This is a genomic window from Hyphomicrobium sp. ghe19, from assembly GCF_902712875.1.
Taxonomy (GTDB): domain Bacteria; phylum Pseudomonadota; class Alphaproteobacteria; order Rhizobiales; family Hyphomicrobiaceae; genus Hyphomicrobium_B.
The window spans coordinates 2,595,651-2,612,083 of the sequence record NZ_LR743509.1 but is presented as its reverse complement, the minus strand read 5'-3'; the positions used below and the strand labels follow the sequence as shown (position 1 = coordinate 2,612,083).

The 16,433-nt window shown below is 51.8% G+C and carries 19 protein-coding genes; all 19 read right to left on the bottom strand.

What is annotated here, in order from left to right:
- Window positions 1-67 precede the first annotated feature (67 nt).
- The 19 genes from AACL53_RS12730 to AACL53_RS12640 all read right to left on the bottom strand — a co-directional run bounded on the left by AACL53_RS12730 (window position 68) and on the right by AACL53_RS12640 (window position 16,403).
- Window positions 68-1,063 carry a phage capsid protein gene (locus tag AACL53_RS12730; protein ID WP_339084889.1) on the bottom strand — a complete coding sequence of 332 codons (996 nt, stop codon included), beginning with the start codon at window positions 1,061-1,063 and terminating at the stop codon, window positions 68-70.
- Between the two features lie 428 nt (window positions 1,064-1,491).
- On the bottom strand, window positions 1,492-1,755 hold the full coding sequence (locus tag AACL53_RS12725) for a hypothetical protein (protein WP_339084888.1): 264 nt from the start codon (window positions 1,753-1,755) through the stop codon (window positions 1,492-1,494).
- A 197-nt stretch (window positions 1,756-1,952) separates the two neighbouring features.
- Window positions 1,953-2,345, bottom strand: a complete 393-nt coding sequence (locus AACL53_RS12720) for a hypothetical protein (protein WP_339084887.1) — start codon at window positions 2,343-2,345, stop codon at window positions 1,953-1,955.
- Window positions 2,342-3,115 carry a lysozyme gene (locus AACL53_RS12715; RefSeq protein ID WP_339084886.1) on the bottom strand — a complete coding sequence of 258 codons (774 nt, stop codon included), beginning with the start codon at window positions 3,113-3,115 and terminating at the stop codon, window positions 2,342-2,344. Before AACL53_RS12715 ends, AACL53_RS12720 begins: the two co-directional genes overlap by 4 nt.
- Window positions 3,116-3,173: 58 nt before the next feature.
- Window positions 3,174-3,878, bottom strand: a complete 705-nt coding sequence (locus AACL53_RS12710; RefSeq protein WP_339084885.1) for a capsid assembly protein — start codon at window positions 3,876-3,878, stop codon at window positions 3,174-3,176.
- 114 nt (window positions 3,879-3,992) lie between these two features.
- Window positions 3,993-5,552 (bottom strand): portal protein, encoded by a 1,560-nt coding sequence (locus tag AACL53_RS12705; protein WP_339084884.1) that lies wholly within the window; start codon window positions 5,550-5,552, stop codon window positions 3,993-3,995.
- Window positions 5,553-6,074: 522 nt separating this feature from the next.
- Window positions 6,075-6,539, bottom strand: coding sequence for a hypothetical protein (locus AACL53_RS12700; RefSeq protein WP_339084883.1), 465 nt, complete (start codon window positions 6,537-6,539; stop codon window positions 6,075-6,077).
- On the bottom strand, window positions 6,527-7,315 hold the full coding sequence (locus AACL53_RS12695; protein ID WP_339084882.1) for a hypothetical protein: 789 nt from the start codon (window positions 7,313-7,315) through the stop codon (window positions 6,527-6,529). The genes AACL53_RS12700 and AACL53_RS12695 overlap by 13 nt, the downstream gene beginning before the upstream one ends.
- A gap of 229 nt (window positions 7,316-7,544) precedes the next feature.
- Window positions 7,545-9,371: a DNA polymerase gene (locus tag AACL53_RS12690; protein WP_339084881.1), complete on the bottom strand. Its 1,827-nt coding sequence runs from the start codon at window positions 9,369-9,371 to the stop codon at window positions 7,545-7,547.
- Window positions 9,372-9,630: 259 nt separating this feature from the next.
- Complete coding sequence (locus tag AACL53_RS12685; RefSeq protein ID WP_339084880.1) at window positions 9,631-9,870, bottom strand: hypothetical protein; 240 nt, start codon at window positions 9,868-9,870, stop codon at window positions 9,631-9,633.
- Window positions 9,854-11,545: a DnaB-like helicase C-terminal domain-containing protein gene (locus AACL53_RS12680; protein ID WP_339084879.1), complete on the bottom strand. Its 1,692-nt coding sequence runs from the start codon at window positions 11,543-11,545 to the stop codon at window positions 9,854-9,856. Before AACL53_RS12680 ends, AACL53_RS12685 begins: the two co-directional genes overlap by 17 nt.
- The gene (locus AACL53_RS12675; RefSeq protein WP_339084878.1) at window positions 11,542-11,694 is read right to left on the bottom strand and encodes a hypothetical protein; all 153 of its coding nucleotides are present in this window, start codon (window positions 11,692-11,694) and stop codon (window positions 11,542-11,544) included. The genes AACL53_RS12680 and AACL53_RS12675 overlap by 4 nt, the downstream gene beginning before the upstream one ends.
- A 231-nt stretch (window positions 11,695-11,925) precedes the next feature.
- The gene (locus AACL53_RS12670) at window positions 11,926-12,393 is read right to left on the bottom strand and encodes a hypothetical protein (protein WP_339084877.1); all 468 of its coding nucleotides are present in this window, start codon (window positions 12,391-12,393) and stop codon (window positions 11,926-11,928) included.
- Between the two features lie 298 nt (window positions 12,394-12,691).
- The gene (nrdJ, locus tag AACL53_RS12665; RefSeq protein WP_339084876.1) at window positions 12,692-14,674 is read right to left on the bottom strand and encodes a ribonucleoside-triphosphate reductase, adenosylcobalamin-dependent; all 1,983 of its coding nucleotides are present in this window, start codon (window positions 14,672-14,674) and stop codon (window positions 12,692-12,694) included.
- Window positions 14,671-15,087, bottom strand: a complete 417-nt coding sequence (locus tag AACL53_RS12660; RefSeq protein WP_339084875.1) for a hypothetical protein — start codon at window positions 15,085-15,087, stop codon at window positions 14,671-14,673. The genes nrdJ and AACL53_RS12660 overlap by 4 nt, the downstream gene beginning before the upstream one ends.
- Window positions 15,084-15,365 (bottom strand): hypothetical protein, encoded by a 282-nt coding sequence (locus tag AACL53_RS12655; protein WP_339084874.1) that lies wholly within the window; start codon window positions 15,363-15,365, stop codon window positions 15,084-15,086. Before AACL53_RS12655 ends, AACL53_RS12660 begins: the two co-directional genes overlap by 4 nt.
- A gap of 108 nt (window positions 15,366-15,473) precedes the next feature.
- Window positions 15,474-15,923, bottom strand: coding sequence for a hypothetical protein (locus AACL53_RS12650; protein WP_339084873.1), 450 nt, complete (start codon window positions 15,921-15,923; stop codon window positions 15,474-15,476).
- Between the two features lie 138 nt (window positions 15,924-16,061).
- Window positions 16,062-16,235: a hypothetical protein gene (locus AACL53_RS12645; RefSeq protein ID WP_339084872.1), complete on the bottom strand. Its 174-nt coding sequence runs from the start codon at window positions 16,233-16,235 to the stop codon at window positions 16,062-16,064.
- Window positions 16,236-16,403 (bottom strand): hypothetical protein, encoded by a 168-nt coding sequence (locus AACL53_RS12640; RefSeq protein ID WP_339084871.1) that lies wholly within the window; start codon window positions 16,401-16,403, stop codon window positions 16,236-16,238.
- Window positions 16,404-16,433 lie beyond the last annotated feature (30 nt).

Below are 16,433 nucleotides of genomic sequence, written 5' to 3'. Positions count from 1 at the left end.
ATAGGGAGAGACCTTTCAGCCTCTCCCTTTGAGTTACTCAGCAAATTAACTCACAGGGGTGAGCTAATTAGACAGGCGTTGCCGTTCGCAGAAGCACGGATGCTTCAGGACGGAGGACACCATGTCCAACGGCGTACTTCGCAACCATCAGGGTTCCCTGACGGCGGATGTCCCATTCCATTTCAGTGCTGAGGTCCATCAGCTTGACCGTGCCCACCGCAGAAGGATGAGCAATGACGGCGACCGTATTACGGGCGTCCACAGCTTGACGGTTCTCCGAGCCTGCCTCAACACCAGTGGTGATGTTGCTAGACGGGAGGTTATTGGTCTTCACGATAGGCATACCCGCAACGCGGAACACCTTACCTGAAGCAGTCGAGCCGTTACCGGCGTTGCCGAAGTCGCCGTGAATTACCTTCGAGCTATTCGCAAGACGGTAATACGTATCCGGTTTGACGAAGATGTTTCGACCCTCTTCAGGGACGTTCTTAACGTCAAGTGCTTCGGCAGCTTCAAAGATGGCAGCGATCAAGTCATCAACATTAGTCGCCATGTTAGCGGAACCGCCAAGATAGGCGTTGTCAATGACAGTACCCACCATGTCAGACTCACCAGTGATGTCCGGAGTGGTTACCAGAGCAGCCTGAATGAAAGTCTGGAGCACGTGCTTGTCCATCTGATTTGCAAGCGCGATACCCATTTCGCTCGAATAGATCGAACGAACGTCATAGTGGTTCTTGGCCTCATCGATATTCGAGATGAAGATGTCAGAGAGGAGAAGATCATTGATCGTGATAATCTTCTCGTTGCCTTTGATAATGCGGCCAACAATCTCAGCACCGGGGGTGTGATAACCAGCACCAGTGCGGCCAGTTCGCGGGAACTGTGCGGACTTGCCGGAAGTGATCGTTCGGACCATGTGCTTGTCAGCAGTCACGGTCTTGTTGGCGAAGGCCGTTAGGACTTCACCAGAGAACACTTTGAGGAAGAGGGCGTTTTCATTAGCGTAGTTGCCAACGGTGCCGTTAATTGCACCAAGGCGGGTAGGAGTAGCGTTAGCCACTTGTGTGTCTCCGTGGAGTGAGGTTTTTGACCTCAGACCGTCGAAGAACACGGATTGTCCTCAAGCTCTGTGCGTCCTACTTGTGGAGCCTTAAGCTTGAGGGTCACGGTTCTTGCAGTACGTTCCGTGGTTCCCATTGCGCCCCTCTAGTGAGAGGCAACGCATTTCCGGGAACGGACTTGAGCAAGACCGAATGGGGAGCCTGAAGGTATTTCACTTCAGGCAACCTGCTAGTCAGCCCACCATGCGATGATGAGCACGACAAAGAGAACGAGAATGGAGACACCTATGCTGAGCAGCGTAGGAGCGAACACTAACCACCATGACCACGTTGCGACCACCCCAACTGCTAGCAGCTTGAGCGTTACAAAGATCAGCGTGAGAATGTTCAGGAAACCCATTTTCAAGTTAGTACCTCTTGTTTGACTTCAGGTGTTACCGGCTTCACCGGATTTGTTTTCTTCGATCATCACGAGCGTGAGGGGCACCAGCGTGTGCTTGCCGCCATAGTCGTGGTCCAGCAGAGAGGCGACGCGTGAAGCATCACTCTCACGAATGTAGATGCGGGCCTCTGAGAGTTTGCCCGTGTAGTTTCTGAAAGTTCCAAATGAGTCATGGCCGCGATGAGCAACGTAGTTGTTGTATTCATTGCGAATGACAAAGCGGTGCGACTTAGCGAGAGCTAAGCTCATTGCAACAGTTCCCTCTTGGTTGATCTTGGAGTGGGCGTAGAGGCAGGGTTTGGTGTGCTACAACAATCTGACGTACACACCCGAGTCTTACCGATGTGCCGTCGATGGTCGAGGCCCCTGCCTCCTTGCTGTATGGGTCTCTCCCCAACGTCGCCAGATAACGCCCGGTCACGCTCTAGAGTGCGTACTAGAGTGACTTAGCGTAGTCCGAAGTTTCGGAAGAAAGTGGTGAGAGGGTCTTCCTCTTTCACAACCTTAGTCACGTTAGTTCGTGGAGTGAGCTTCCAGTCCTTGCGGACCATATCGAAGCACCTCTCAGTTGACGTGTGAAAGTACCATCCAGAGAAACCTGCGACGGTAGCCACGAAGAGGATGCTCTTCCAATTGTCGAGGCAATCAGCAGCACCTTCCAACACAGCATCAAGATACGCAGCAAACTTCTCGCCTACCTTCTTGGCGACGGGAGTGAGAAACTCAGCGGCAATCGTGAAAGCGAACTTAAGAGTGGACGGAGCAAACGTTGCCAACAGCAGGACTGCCGTCAGCGATAGTCCGCCAACCCACGGGAAGTATTGAGTGATAAAGCTCAATCAGTTTCTCCTGTGGTAGTGACATCACCAGAGGGCGTCCACAGCCCTTTGAAGTGATCCTGTACAGTGAAGTATTCGATTGCCTTGAAGCTCACGTAGAGGAGTGCCGCAGTGATGAGCAGCATCAATCCTGCATGGTCAGACGTGAACGCCTTGACCTGAGTGAGGGTGTCCCACGTGAAGTACGCTCCAATACCAAGAGACCCAACGAAGTTACGAATGCGTCTCATCCAAGTAAGTCTAGGTGAGGCTTCGTAGAGGGTGTCTTCGGTGTGCTCCAGGAAGAGCTTGCGCTCAGCCTTGCGGCGGGTAGTGAGACCTCTCACCTTTACTCCACCTGCATGGTCGTACTTCAGGAATGCGTTAGCAGCGCCGTCTTCGTCGCCAGCTTTGAGACGTGTGAATACTTCAGTGAATAGAGAGGACGCATGTCCGAGATTCCAACTTGCGCTAATGCAAGCATCGTATTGGTTCTGATCTAGTTTGACGCGATACTGCTTCTGCTTTGCGTTGAGAGCAGCCTCGTGTTCCTTCAAGCGTTTACGAAGGTTAGCTTCAGCTTGTGCCTTGGTCCACACGGTTCCCTTGGTGATGCCAGGGCCGGTACTTCCGTATCCGATTGTCCAAAGACCATTATAGCCTTTGCTCCAGAATACGGGACGCGGGAGCTTGTCTAGGTATGCCAGACAGTCTCCGTTAGGAAGCTTAGTGTGGTAGCCTTCAGATACTTTGATTAGATCAAGACCCTTTGCGCCGGTCTTGTTAGCCATTGATACTCCAAGAATAGAATGAGGGAGCAGCCGTGAAGCCACTCCCTCCGTAGTCTGATTAGAGGATGTTTGAACGTCCAAGCTTAGCTTCGACTTGTGCGCGGAACGCAGGGTCGAGGGCGTAGCGGGCATCACTCATGTCTGCCTGCATCTGAGCAACAGACGTATAAACGCCACCAGCACCATTAGGTGTGTTGCCACCATTGATGAGGCTAGGGTTGAAACCTTCAGAAGCTTCGTACTTAGACTTGAGTCCTTCCATAGCGATGATCTTGGCGTTCAAGTCATTACCATCGAATGCTCTGTTATATACGGCCTTCTGCTGTTCATTGAGGTTCTCCTCAGCCCACGCGAACATCTTGTTGACGTTCTCTTCGCCACCACCTGCATTAAGCAATGTGGTGTTCTGAGATTCCACAAAGTGCGAACGTGAAGCAGCGTAGTCGTCAATGATCTCTTTCGAGATACCTACAGCGGCAAGCTTCTCATAAGCATCGGCTGGGACTTCTCCGGTTTTCCAGAAAGTCTCGGACCATTGCTGCATGTCAGCTTCAGGAATGCCTGCATCAGTGAGAGCCTTAGCAGCTTTGTCATCTGTGGGAGGTTCCTTGCTTTTGTCACCGTCCTTCTTCAGGGCGGCAAGTTCTTGAGCCTTGCGAGTGTGATCAGCGCGAAGTTCCTCATGGGACTTCACGAAGTCTTCCGGCGTGTTGAAGTTCGGCGGGAGCCATGCTGGACGTTCAGCGTTGTTTGCAGGCGTCATACCAGCCTTAGCCTGTGCGGCTGCGAGGCTGTTGGGGTCAGGCGCTGGAGTGTATCCAGGGCTTAGACCTTCAGATGCTGGAACCTGCGAACTGTTAGTTGTCATACAGAGAGTTTACTTCCTCTTGGTCAGCTGAGCGGCTTTCACTTTGGCGTCTGCCTGAAGTTGATTGCCACCTACGTTTGCCATAGCCTTGATTGCATCAGGGCCAAGGTTAGTTGCGAGGTCAGTCATCTGAGCTTGCTGCTCTGCTTGCTGTACCTCTTGTTCCGATTTGATCAGACCTTCAGTATCAATACCGAGAGCAGCAGCACGCCGCTTAATCGCTTCACTGAAGTTGACGTAGCGCCCGATAACTTCCGGACCAAAGTTCTCACCAAGGCCGATAAGGAAGTTGTCCAGGTTCTTGAGGTCTTGACCACGGCCAAGAGCATCAACGCCCGTCGTAATAGTTGGGTTGTTGAGTTCCTTTGGCAGCTTAGGAACACCCTTGCGCTTCTCCATTCGAGCAGAGAACAACGACACCAGGGGAAGCTGGAACTCTTGAGCTAGGACCGTGTACATGCCTCCAAGGGCATCTTCCAAGTCCTGCGCCATGTAACGAATTTCTTCTGCGGTGACGCGTTCACCTTGCCGCTGAACAGAAGCGTTGAGGAGGAACATATAAGCGAGACGCTGTTCCAACTTCTCAATCTGACTTTCGACAACTGCGAAGTCACCGCGCTTGTCAGCCTGAAGGACGTGAACGTCATCGGCCTTTCCGGTCTTAACGTCGCCATTCTCAGCTTGCGAAATGTCATCTTCACGCGTGACACCATTGGGGTTCACAAGGATGACGATCTTCGCAGCGGCGGCGGAACCTTCGACCATAGTCTGAGAGAGACCTTCGAGAGAGATGAGGTCTCCTAAGCACTCTTCGACATAGCCACGACCGTAGTCTTCGCCATCGATCTTGGAGAGTCTGAGTGCAAGCCACGGGCAGCGGTCTTCTTTGTACTTGCCGCGTGAGCTAGGAATTACGTGACCTTCGACTTCCTGGAAGACCTCATAGAATTTCTTCCCATCCCACTTGATGTAGGTATAGAGGTCTACCGTCTTAAGCGTAGGCTTGCCGTCTTGGCCTTGGATGATGGCTTGTGCATCTAGCGGTAATGAGGAAGGTGAGAAGGTCTGCTTAAGTACGATCTCAAGAACCTTGCCTCCCCAGTCGCGCTTAACAACAAAGCGATCTAGGCGGAATGTTTGTGCGATGCCGTCCTCAGGAGTATGAAGCAGGACGTTACCGGCCACTAGAAGTTGGCGGAATGCTTCGAATGCTGCTGGACGGAATTGAAGTTTATCAGACTCTTTACAGACGCTACGTTCTCTTCGTGAGAGCGCCTTCTCAACTTCGCCACGTCCTTCAATGCCAGCCTTCTGTACGATTGCCTCAACGATGTATTCGTCAGGATCATACTTGAAGAAGGGAACATTAGGCGGGAACTGAGTTAGAAGAAGTTTGCTGGAAAGGTTTCTGACACCACGTGCCCCCATTGATTGAAACGGTGTTGGCAACTCCGTCGCTCCAGAGTGACCTTCAGGGGGAAGAAGGTGTGGAACGGTCAGCGTTGCGGCTTGACGTGCCCGAGCGAGGACTGGCGACCTTTCAGCCGTCAGTTCCTCGTAACGAGCCATAGCCACACCCTGTGTGGTACTCAAATGTATCCTAAGAGTTAGCTAGGGATGTTAAGGCCCGACGATGCTCCCATTGACGAAGAAGAACTCTTGTCAATGCGCAACGCCTTCCGGCCTCTTCGTTTAGACGCAAGTGCGTTCTCTGCATTCGTTGCATCCTGTGACGCCTCGTTAAACTTCAGCGTCGTAGGAGCGGACTCACCAGGAGCAGGTGCAGGTGCAGCAGGCGGCGGTGTTGATTTCACTCTCGGTGCACCAAGGCACATCAGAGAAGTCTCCAATTAGTTCTTCGCAGCCAGAGCTTCCTTCAGCTGCGATTGGTGGAGCGACTTGAGATGATCAACTACGTTCCTCTGACCAACAGCTGCCCATACGTGACGATCAGGAGTGCTGATGTCAGGGCAAGCGTTGGGGAAGTAGTGATCGAGATACTCAAGGAGGTCTGCGCTAATTGCTGGCTTTTTGGCCTTGATCATTTGCGAAGTCTTCCATGACTAGGTGGTAATCACTCACAAGTGTGAGCTATTTAGACAAGCGTTCTTCCACAAGCTTTGCGAAGCCCTGGATGTCATGCCAGTTGTCGGGGTAGTTAGGGTCACCACTGAGCAGACGACTAATCTTGCTAGCGATGATGTCCAACGCTTCCTTCTGATGATCTTCCAAGTCATCCCATTTGACTGAGCGACGGAAGACCCTCTTGAGAGCCTGAGCTACAGCAGCGTTGTCCCTGAACTCACCATAGCGATTGCCACGAGCTTCGAGAGTTGCGTCAAGTCCGCAGTGAGAGACCTGAGGGGGATTACCGCACTGATCACATTCACTGACATAACCATGGACACACTTAGGAGCGGAGTGAAGATTACGCATAGCCTGTGTACGCGTCATGCCATAGACACCGGCCTTGATGCAGCCCTCGATTTCCACAACAGCACCTTCACATTGGGAATCCTTCATCCCACAGAACGTGCAGTATTTCACTTGGTCCAAAGTTTCACCTTCTTAGTTTTCTGATTGTAGTCACCGTGTTGAAGTATCCGTGCAAGGCGTGCCTGAAGGAGTGCATCCTTCTTGGTGAGACCTGCCTTCACGAACGCCTCAACGACTCGTGGCCACATCTCCTCAACATCACAGTCGAGGATTTTATCTGCTGTAGCTTCACCAACCTTAGGGCAACCTGAGAAGCCATCCGCGCGGTCTCCCACTAGGGTCTGCCACATATGGAACCTGTGAGCTTCCTCCACTGAGATGTCTCTCAGCTTACCTTCACGGTAGAGCTTGCAGGGGATAGTCTTCATGTCCTTGTCCTGAGAGACGATGATGACCTTGCCTTGGTTCTCTGGATGTGTAGCTAAGGTTCCCATAACGTCATCAGCTTCCCAGTCTTTGACTTCGTTACAAACGTAGGTCCGGAGAAGGTAATTCCTGAGGGCTTTGAAGAGGAGAGGCTTGCGGACATCCTTGCGATTGCCCTTGTAGGTCTCATCAAGTTTCTTCCGGAAGTTCGTAGGTGACGAGAGGCAGATGATTACGCTATCCGCTTCTAGCTTCTTCTTTAGACCTTCGATGGTATCCACCAGGGTCTTGATGCCCTCAGCCTCATCGGAATGAAGCGTCCAGATACCATCGCCCCAGTCGAAGGCTACCTCACACACAGTCCCAACTTTCCAGATGATCTCGTCACCATCGATTAGGAGAGTGGTAGGCTTCTTTGTCGTCTTCTTGGTCGCCGCTTTCACGGCTTTTGTTACTGGCTTCTTTGCCATTCAAGTTCCTTGAGGCGTTCTGCCTTTTCGTGCGCTGCTGCGATGATTGCCTTAGCGTGACACTCGTCACGAGCTACCGTGTCCACCGTGAGTGACAATTCGGAGCTTATGACAAGTGTCAGCTTTATAGGCACAGGACCGCTATTGGACGGGCTCTGCGATGCCATACTTCTTTCTCAGGGCCTTTGCCCAGTTGGCGTCAAAGTCGAGTTGGTCTTCGTCATCTTCCTCAGTGGGTGTCAGCCCAGTTGTTTCCAGTGACGTAGTTCCCTGCGAGAGGGCATTTGAATTTGTAGTAGTCTCCAGCAAGGGCAATTGCTCCGGCTGCGAGTCTTCCGACTTCATCCGCTATTTCCTCATCAACTTCGATTTGCCATTCGTCGTGAATAGTTCCAACGAACTCGTAGTGAACTCCCGGCTTCCACTTCTTTTGGAGTTGGTCATCGAGGATCACCTGAGCACGCTTCATGAAGATTGCGCCCGCTGATTGCAGGAGCGTGTTCAAAGCGGAATGTTCAGAACGACTATGAAGCGGAACACCATCGATTGAGATGATGTGACCACGCTTCCTCACATCTCCCTTCACACCCTTGATGATCTTCTCAAGTGCAGGGAGAGACTTCAGGAACTTGGCACGCGACTCCTCACCAGCCTTCTTGTTCTTACCAAGAATGCGCCCGAGGTTTGCGTCACCAGAACCGTAGATGAAGGCGTAGAACCAGGTCTTCGCGTCTGCACGTGAACATCCAAGGACTTTGGCGTTCAGTGAGTGGAGATCGCGCCCTGCTTTCTTTTCTTCTTCATCATCAGAACGGAGGACGACATCGATATAAGCCCCACCATCGTACTTCGCCATGTAACCAGCGAGACAACGAAGCTCCAACGCAGCGGCGTCACATCCGACTAACTTCTTCTTTTTCTTCCTTCGAGCGACGTAGAGTGCTCTGAACTCTTTCCCGTAAGGAACACCAATAGCAGGCGTCTGAGCGACGTTAGGCTTGCTATGGGTCATGCGTCTGGTAACAGCACCAACGCTGTCTACGCGACCGTGTATTGCGCCATCAGTGGCAAGCTTCTTGAGGCAAGCTTCCTTACCTTCAGCCAACTGACCGATACGCTTATCGATCATTAGGTATTCAAGTAGGAGCTTGACCTGAGGGTAGCGCTTCTGGAGAGGCTCTAAGACCTCTTCGTCAACTGTGGGCTTTCCGTCCTTGCCAAATGCTCTAGGTTTCCACCCGAGCTTCTGAAGGCGCTGTGCGATGTGATCACGTGAGCCTGGATTGAACTCAATGATCTTAGTCTTCTCGCACCACTCTCCCTTGATGTAGCCGTACTTCTTGTTGTTGACCTTTGGCAGGAATGGAATCTTGAGAGTGAGAGGAGGGAAGACCTCCTGCAGCTCAGCATTAATCTCATCGCGTCTCTTGAGTAGTCTCGCATAGAGCTTGCCAGCAGCTACCTCATCGAACGACCATCCATATTGTTCCTGCCTGAAGACGATTGCACCAACGCGGTGCTCCATATCGATAGCGTCTTCCGGTAGTCCTTTTGCTTTGAGCTTGTGCCAAAGCTGAGCGGTGACATTTACGTCCTGCTCACAGTAGTCCTGCATCTCCTTAGTCCAGGTTTCCCATGGACCTTTGAAGTCACCTTTGTAGTTCCCTATTCGATGACCCCAACTCTCAAGAGAGTGACGGCCTGCGAACTGGAGGGGGAACTTATTCTTCTTCGCGTACCTGAAGTCTCTGTCCTTGAGGTCAGCGAATATCAGTCGTGAGAGAAGGATGGTGTCTCTTGCTACCGCCTTGGTCTTCCACTTTGGATAGAGCTTGCGGATTGCAGGTAAGTCGAAGGTGATAATGTTGTGACCAACGATGAGGTCAGCATCACTCAGCTTCTTTAAGCCGAACTCTAGGGTCTGATACCCTTTAGTCCTCTTACCAGTGCAGGAGATGGTCTCCCCAGTGTCCAAGTCTTTGAGCACCAGGGAGTGGATTTTTGTGATCTCAGGAAGCAAGCCATCCGACTCAATGTCGAAGGCGTACTGCTTCATTCAGGGTCCACTTCGAGAGTGTACTTGATGCCTAATAGTTGAAAGCGATGGAATGAGTCAGGTCCAAAGCTGCCTACCTTGTAGTCGTAAGACATCATCCGATTGTTATTGAACTGACTGTGAAGCCAAAGGTAATAGCTCATCCGAGCGGACTCAGTCTTGAACCATAGTGTTACCTCAGGACTCTCCCGTTGCGCTGCTTCATCGAAGGACTGAGAAAGATACAGAGTGTGCTGCATGAAGGGACTGACGTGGTGCGTCACGAGAGACCACCATTGGTCTGCACCTGACGAGCAATCTCATCAATGTCTTCCTGGACTTCATCAAGGTAGATGTCAGCAATGAGTTGGATCAGTTGGGTGGTGAGAGCTACACGGTCTCCGTGCTCATTAGTCAGAACCCACACTTCCTGTTTGGTACTCTCGCGTACTCCTTTGAGGAGCCTGCAAGTGGTGTCGTAAGTGGGGATGATGATGTGAGTGTCAGTAGGGCGAAGCATCGTCTCCTTCCGTTTCATCTGCGAAGTCGTAGTCATCAGAGAATGGGTCTTCGAGGAGTTCAGTTAAGCGACCACTTTCCTTGTCGTACTTGAGCCATCCGCACACACCAGTCTCACCAGTGTAACGGTTCTTCAGGATACGAAGGCGTGTGAAGTTCTTCAGCTTCTCGTCTTGCTGATTGCGCTCAACACCAAGAACGATGTCTGACAACTGAGCGATAGCGGCTGAACCACGAAGCTGACCGAGCGAGGTCTCAGCACCATTCTCATGGGCCTTACCTTCAGGACGCTTCAGGTGAGACACTAGGAAGATGCAGATGTTGCATTCCATCGCCAGTGTCTTCAGTGCCGTCATAGCGTTATCGATCAATCGGCGTTCGTCACCTTCACCCATTCCAGAAATGAGAATGGATAAGTGGTCTACGAAGATCATCTTGCAATCCAAGCTCTTCGCCATGTACCGGATACGATCTAGTACGTTGTCGATAGAGGTTGAGCCGAAGTGATCATAGAGAGCGATCCGCCCTGAACCCATCGTTGCATCAAAGGCCTGCTTAAAGCCCTTGAGCTTTGCAGGATTGTTGACAAGTGTGAGGTTTTTGGACATGGCTACGCTGATGAGACCCAAGGCAGTACGCCTCACAGTCTCTTCGAACATCATCATTCCAATTGTCGTACCAGTGGAGTGGAAGTGGTGAGCCATCTCTCTGACGATTGAGGACTTACCAATACCTGAACCAGCGGTGAGCGTGATGACTTGGCCAAGCTGAGGACCAAGCGTCTTACTCTGCATGGTAGTCCAGGGGTAGCTATACGGAGATGCTACAACGTCTTCTTGAAGTGCACCCCAAAGCTCAGACCCCATAACGATACCGTCAGGGCGATACTCTTTAGCTCCGAAGATTGCGTCAACGATCTCACTGCCACGACCGGCCTTGAGCATCTCGTTAGCATCCTTCAGGTCAGTCTTTGCAATCTTGCATTGACCGGGTTTGAAGAGAGACGCGCATTCAACAGCAGCAGCCTGTCCAGGCTCATCGTTGTCGAAGTAGAGGATGACCTCATCGTATCCGTTCAACCAGTCGAGAGACTTCTGAAGCGCCTTCCTTGCACCTTGTGATCCAGTAGGGACTGAGACCACCGGCCACTTATGGTTCTGCACCTGAGACACAGAGGCAGCATCGATCTCACCTTCAGTGATGACTACCTTCTTACCTTTGTCTCTCCAGAGATGCTGACCGTACAGGCCTGCCTCTTTGGCGTCTCCTAGGAATCTCATGTCCTCCTTCTTGGGAGGTCTGACCTTCTGAGCGATGGTCTGGTTCTTACGGTTCTTATAAGCAAACACGCGAACGGGATTGCCTGACATCTCTGAGAGTGTGATGCCCCACTTCTTGCAGGTAGCCTCTGAGAGGTTCCTTGCTTTCCACCCTTGGTCTTCACCAGCGGGTAGCAGTCCAACGGCCTTCTTGGTGGTGGTCTTCGTAGCCGTGGCTGTCTTGCCTATCGTGTTCTTCGTTGGCTTTTTAGCCACGTCTTCAAATCCCTCTTGTCTTCCAGGTTTGCCACAGGAGAAGCAGTAGGTGTGACCGTCATCGTAGATAGCGTTGGCATCGGAGGAGCCGCACTTTGGGCACGGCCCCTTCTCGATGAACTCACTGTCACTATCGGTCACAGGAAGTTCTTCCAGAGAGGTTGGTCATCCGCTTTGGTGGACGCCTTACCTAGCTTGAACTTCACCGCTGTGATCTGCTTCTCAAGGTGGAAGCGCTTCTCAAGTAGCTTCTGTAATTTCTTGGTGAGCTTTTCTTCTTCACGCGTCATTGGGGTACATCATCCAGCAAGTCTTGATTGTTGATGATGTGCTGAGCACGCTCCAAAAGGATGTACGCGTCAGCAACGCTGAGGTCTGGTGTGGCCAAGGTGAAGATCACTCCCTCTTGGTCATAGCCTACGACAACAATATCAGTTGGACGCTTTCCCGTAGCTAGGTTCAGGCAAAGCTGAACGTCGTCTGGACAGTCTAAGACTGAGCCTAGCTTGAACGGGATGATGTTACTTAGCTTTGGGTTTGGTAGCTTTCCGCTTGCTGTTAGTGGGAACGGCGGCAGTTTTGTCATTGGTCTTGGTCTTGACCTCGATCTTTTCACCGACGTCCTTCAGCGCAACCTTCGTGATGTAGTGGGGCGAGACAAAAATCTTCTCTTCTCCATCGGCATATGAGTACCCTTCAAGGGTCATCTTCACGATTGCCAAGCGAATGCGATCAAGCGTCTCGCTCTGCATTACCTTCCAGTAGGTTGAGCCATCGGTGTGGTGAATGGTGAGTTGAAAGTCTGTTTTCACAAGTCCCTCTTGTTCAATGTGGTCGTATGCAGTTGGTGGATACATAAGGGGAGGCCCTGAGAGCCACCCCTTGGGGAACTTTAAGTGTGTTATCGATGCTCCTCTTCCAATCGCCCTGAGCTTCTTGGTCGCTCCACGTAGGAAGTCATGCCCAACGTGTTTCACCACGTCCTGCACCCACATCCCTGTGGCAGGATCGAAGTCAGGTATTGCTGTTGGAAGCTGTAGCCGTTCACAGGCTGCATCGAAGCTTTGATCACTGACTAACGAGTCGTGCTCAAACTCATACGAGTATGCCCATATGATTAGTTGCCACTCGCAAAACGTGAAGCTTACCTGTTGTTCTCGTTGGCGGCCGATGAAAGCCTCCTGAGTCCAGCATCGAAGTCTGAACATGAAGGTGACATGGGGTGCCAATCAGGGAGCGGTGTCATCACAAGCTTACCGCTGTGAGTTGTTACCGCTAACCACCAACTTACCTTACCGGACATGCACCACCAGCGCATTCATCGCCAGCTACCATGTCGTCACCTTCGTCAGCGTCCAGGTCTACAGGCTTGAGACCTGCAACGTATTCCTTCCACCGCTCTTCGGTCACGACTTCCTGAGGCAGGTAGCCGTAGCCTAGATCAGCAGCGGTCTTCGTTACGTCCTGACGAAGCAGGAAGCTCACTCCAACGTAGGTAGACCAGTTACGGTCCAGCCATTCAACGATTGCAGGTATCTCATTAGGCGAATAGCTGATGGTGATACTGGCATTGTGATCGACATAGTTGCGCATGAGTAGGGCGTAGCGATCAAGTTGCGAAACGGCGGGCTCCGTATCGACAAGGAGTCCACCAACGGAACAGAAGCGCACTCCCTCATGTGCAACAGGGATGCGTACCAGTGCCGAGTTGGCATCGTAGGGATTATCAAAGATGTGATAGCCAGCCTCCTTCAGCACAGGGATGATAGGGTCAAGCTTCGAGAAGTTGACGTTGTTGAAGATGTACTTCGCGATAGGGCGATGTAGACCTTCAGTCGTATCCATGATCTTACCAAGCGTACCGCTAGGTTTGACCGTGGTTACTGCCTTGGGCATAGGGAGCCCAAGGTCTTCAGCCATTAGGCAAGCGCCATGCTGAGCATTCAGACGGAGACCATCAAGGACTTCAGAGGGTGTCTCTTCAATGTCGAAGAACTCTTGCCTACGGTCCAACCAAGCAACGATGCCAGTCAGACCAACGCCACACAGACGGAGGTACTCATTGGTCTCATGCCACTGATCAGAGAGCACGCCATCCCGGAGGTTGACACACGTCTGCCGATAGTTAGCACGGCCTGCTAGGTACACTGCGCGATAGAGGTCTTCGTCTTCCTCAGGGAACTTCTTCAGATCAACCTCGAAGAGATTGCAGAAGGACTTGTTGCCTAGCAGGATTTCCGCACAAGGATTGACACCCTTGAACCACGGAGCACGCCGCTTAGCTTCAACGCCGTTGATGAATCCAGGTTCACTGCCTCCATTCGAGAGCATCGTATGGAAGAGACCTGTAAGCTCAAGCTTGGAAGGCTTGTGCCAGAACACCAGAGAGTTGTTACTCTGTGTGCGGTGATAGTATCCCGCTTCGTTGATCTTCAGCTTTGCCTGAGCGAAGTCCAACGCCTCATCATCTTCGACTGGCATCATGCAAATCTCAGCAGCCCGTCTTGAGGACAGGGTTGTGCCGAGATGATTGAGGATGTCCATAATGTCGAGACGAGTTAGGAGTTCCCCTGCACGATCATTGAGTATCCCACAGATGGCTTCGAACGCTGGACGAATACGCAAGTCACCGTCTGAGGTCCATCCATACTGAGACATCCCTGAACCAGCCTTACGGATTTGGCGGAAGTCCAAGACGATCTCATCAACCGGCGTCTTCATTGCCAGCAACTTGCCAGCGGATTTCGCCCACGCCTTAGAGCTATCGCCTACTTCGAGAACAAAGGTACTGCCAGCATAACCAGCAGTGTTGTTCTCGTATCCGAGATCACCCTCAGTCCTATAAGACCGCACACTCCTAACCTTCACAGGCTTGGAGAAGCCACTGAGCGTACCAGTTACAGGCTCGAAGCCAACGCCGCAGCCCTGGAGCAGAAGCCAATAGGCATCCACTACGTCATAGACGCTTTCGACTTTGAGAAAGCTACAGTTGAACTGTGAGGCTTCCTTGGTCTTCGCGGTGTTCGTTCCTCCAAGCCACAGCGTGCGACCTGAGCAGAGAACCTTGCGGTCCAACATAAGATGGCTAAGCTCCTCAAGCTCCTCCATCTCTGTCCAATTAAGTTCACGACCGAGAGCACGATACCATAGCCAATTCTGGTGCATGATAACGCGGTCTACGATCTCTTCCCAAGTCTCGTGCTTACCGTTGTCTTTCTTTCGTGAGTAGGTCCGCCTCGTTAGAAGCTGAGACCTGAAGGATGCAGTCATAGTCTTCCTTGAATTAGTGGCCTGAGGTCACACTCTTTGAAACCTTCAGGCTTGAGAACTTTGCCGTCTTCTCTGCGGATCGGCTTGCCGCTAGGACCAAGCTTGCTCATGTTGTTCAGATGGACTTCAACGAAGGCTTCATCCAATGGAAGGTTGAAGAGTTCGGCAAATCCAAAGGTGACATACAGGAGGTCTGCAAGTTCCTTGAGAAGGTGAGCTTTCGCTTCGAGGAGTTCTTCAGGACTACGAGCGTTCCTGAGTTCTTCAACTGCGCCGTGTACTTCCAATGTCTCTTCAGCGATGAGCTTGTCACGGAGCTTCAGGACATCATCAACGGTCAGTGCTGATGGAGGGGAGATGTCAAAGGCCCGATGAAAGTTACGGACCAGCGACATATGTAGGGTGTGCTTCAATTCTTTTCCTCTGTCGGGATGCTGTAGTGCTCTGTGTGTGATGTCTTACCTGCACGGTGCGTCTCAGACCAACTTGCTCCAGATGAAGAAGCACCGTCACAGCGCACGAAGTATCGGTATTCGTAGTCACGGAAGCGAAAGACCTTACAACCGTCATGCTCCAGGAGGAACTTGACCTCATAAGGTCCCCGGTCAGCAGGGGATGCAACGATGAAGTCTTTGGGTTCGTCACAACCTGCAAGAATGAATGCTGCAAGGGTGACCATGAGAATCTTCACGGAATGACTCCTGTGAATGTGTTGGTGATTGCGTTCAGGGAGAATGCTGCCCACGCCGTGAAGGTGAGGAGCATGAGCCCGAACAAGAAGCGTTCGTGCATTGGTTCCTTAGGCTGCGATGCTGAGGATTTGAGCGTGAAACTTCTGCCTAGGATGTGTCCCGGCTATCTGTCCTTCACGGTCTGCCTGTAGCTGTCTTTTGAGTTCTGCTTCGCGTCCCGGCTGTTGAAGCTTCAGGATGCGTTCCATCAATTCTGGAACACTCTCTTCAGGGAGGATGATCTCCTTGGTGCGTACTAACGCTGGAGCAAAGTGAACTAGGTCTTCCAACTTCCTCACTTCACGATTGATGAACTGAGGCGTTGCATCGATCGGATTGAAGTTTGAGTAATCGACCTCACCATGAATGTGGTAGGTGATAGACTTGCCGATGAGATGGAAGTGTATTGGTGGAAGCTCACGAAAACTCATATTCGTGTGGCGCATGGCGTATTCTCTGTAAGGCCACGTGATGAGTTGAGACACAGCCTGCATCTGAGCACCATCATGCTTCAGCATCAGCTGCATCCCATCACGCATTACATCTTGCCACGCTGAGATAGACCACCCACTCTGTTGTAGGCGTAAGGTGTCACTCTCGAAGCCCGCCCAACGAACGCGGACGGGTTCCGAAAGTAATCTCTGTGAGGAAAACACTTAAGCTCCGATGTCCCTAAGGAGGACTTCGTGTGCCAGCTGAGCGTTGGTGAGGACTTTCTTGGCGTTCTCAATCGTCTTGAGGGATGCCTTGATCTTCTCCTTAGCTGCCTTCGACTGCTCTTCAGCAACTTCCTTGCGGGCCTCTGCTTCGACGGCCTTGATGTCAAACATTTAGGTTCTCCATTTAACGGTTACAGTGAAGGGGAGGAGACGATGCCACCACGGCTTCTTCTCTCTCAGTTTGGCCTTTACGGCCTCAACGGCTTCTCGGAAGTTCTCTTCAGCTAGTTCCTTGAGGGCCTGTTGTTCGATTGCGGTAAGAGACTTGATGATGTCCATTCGATCTCCCTGACGACAAAAAAGGGGCCA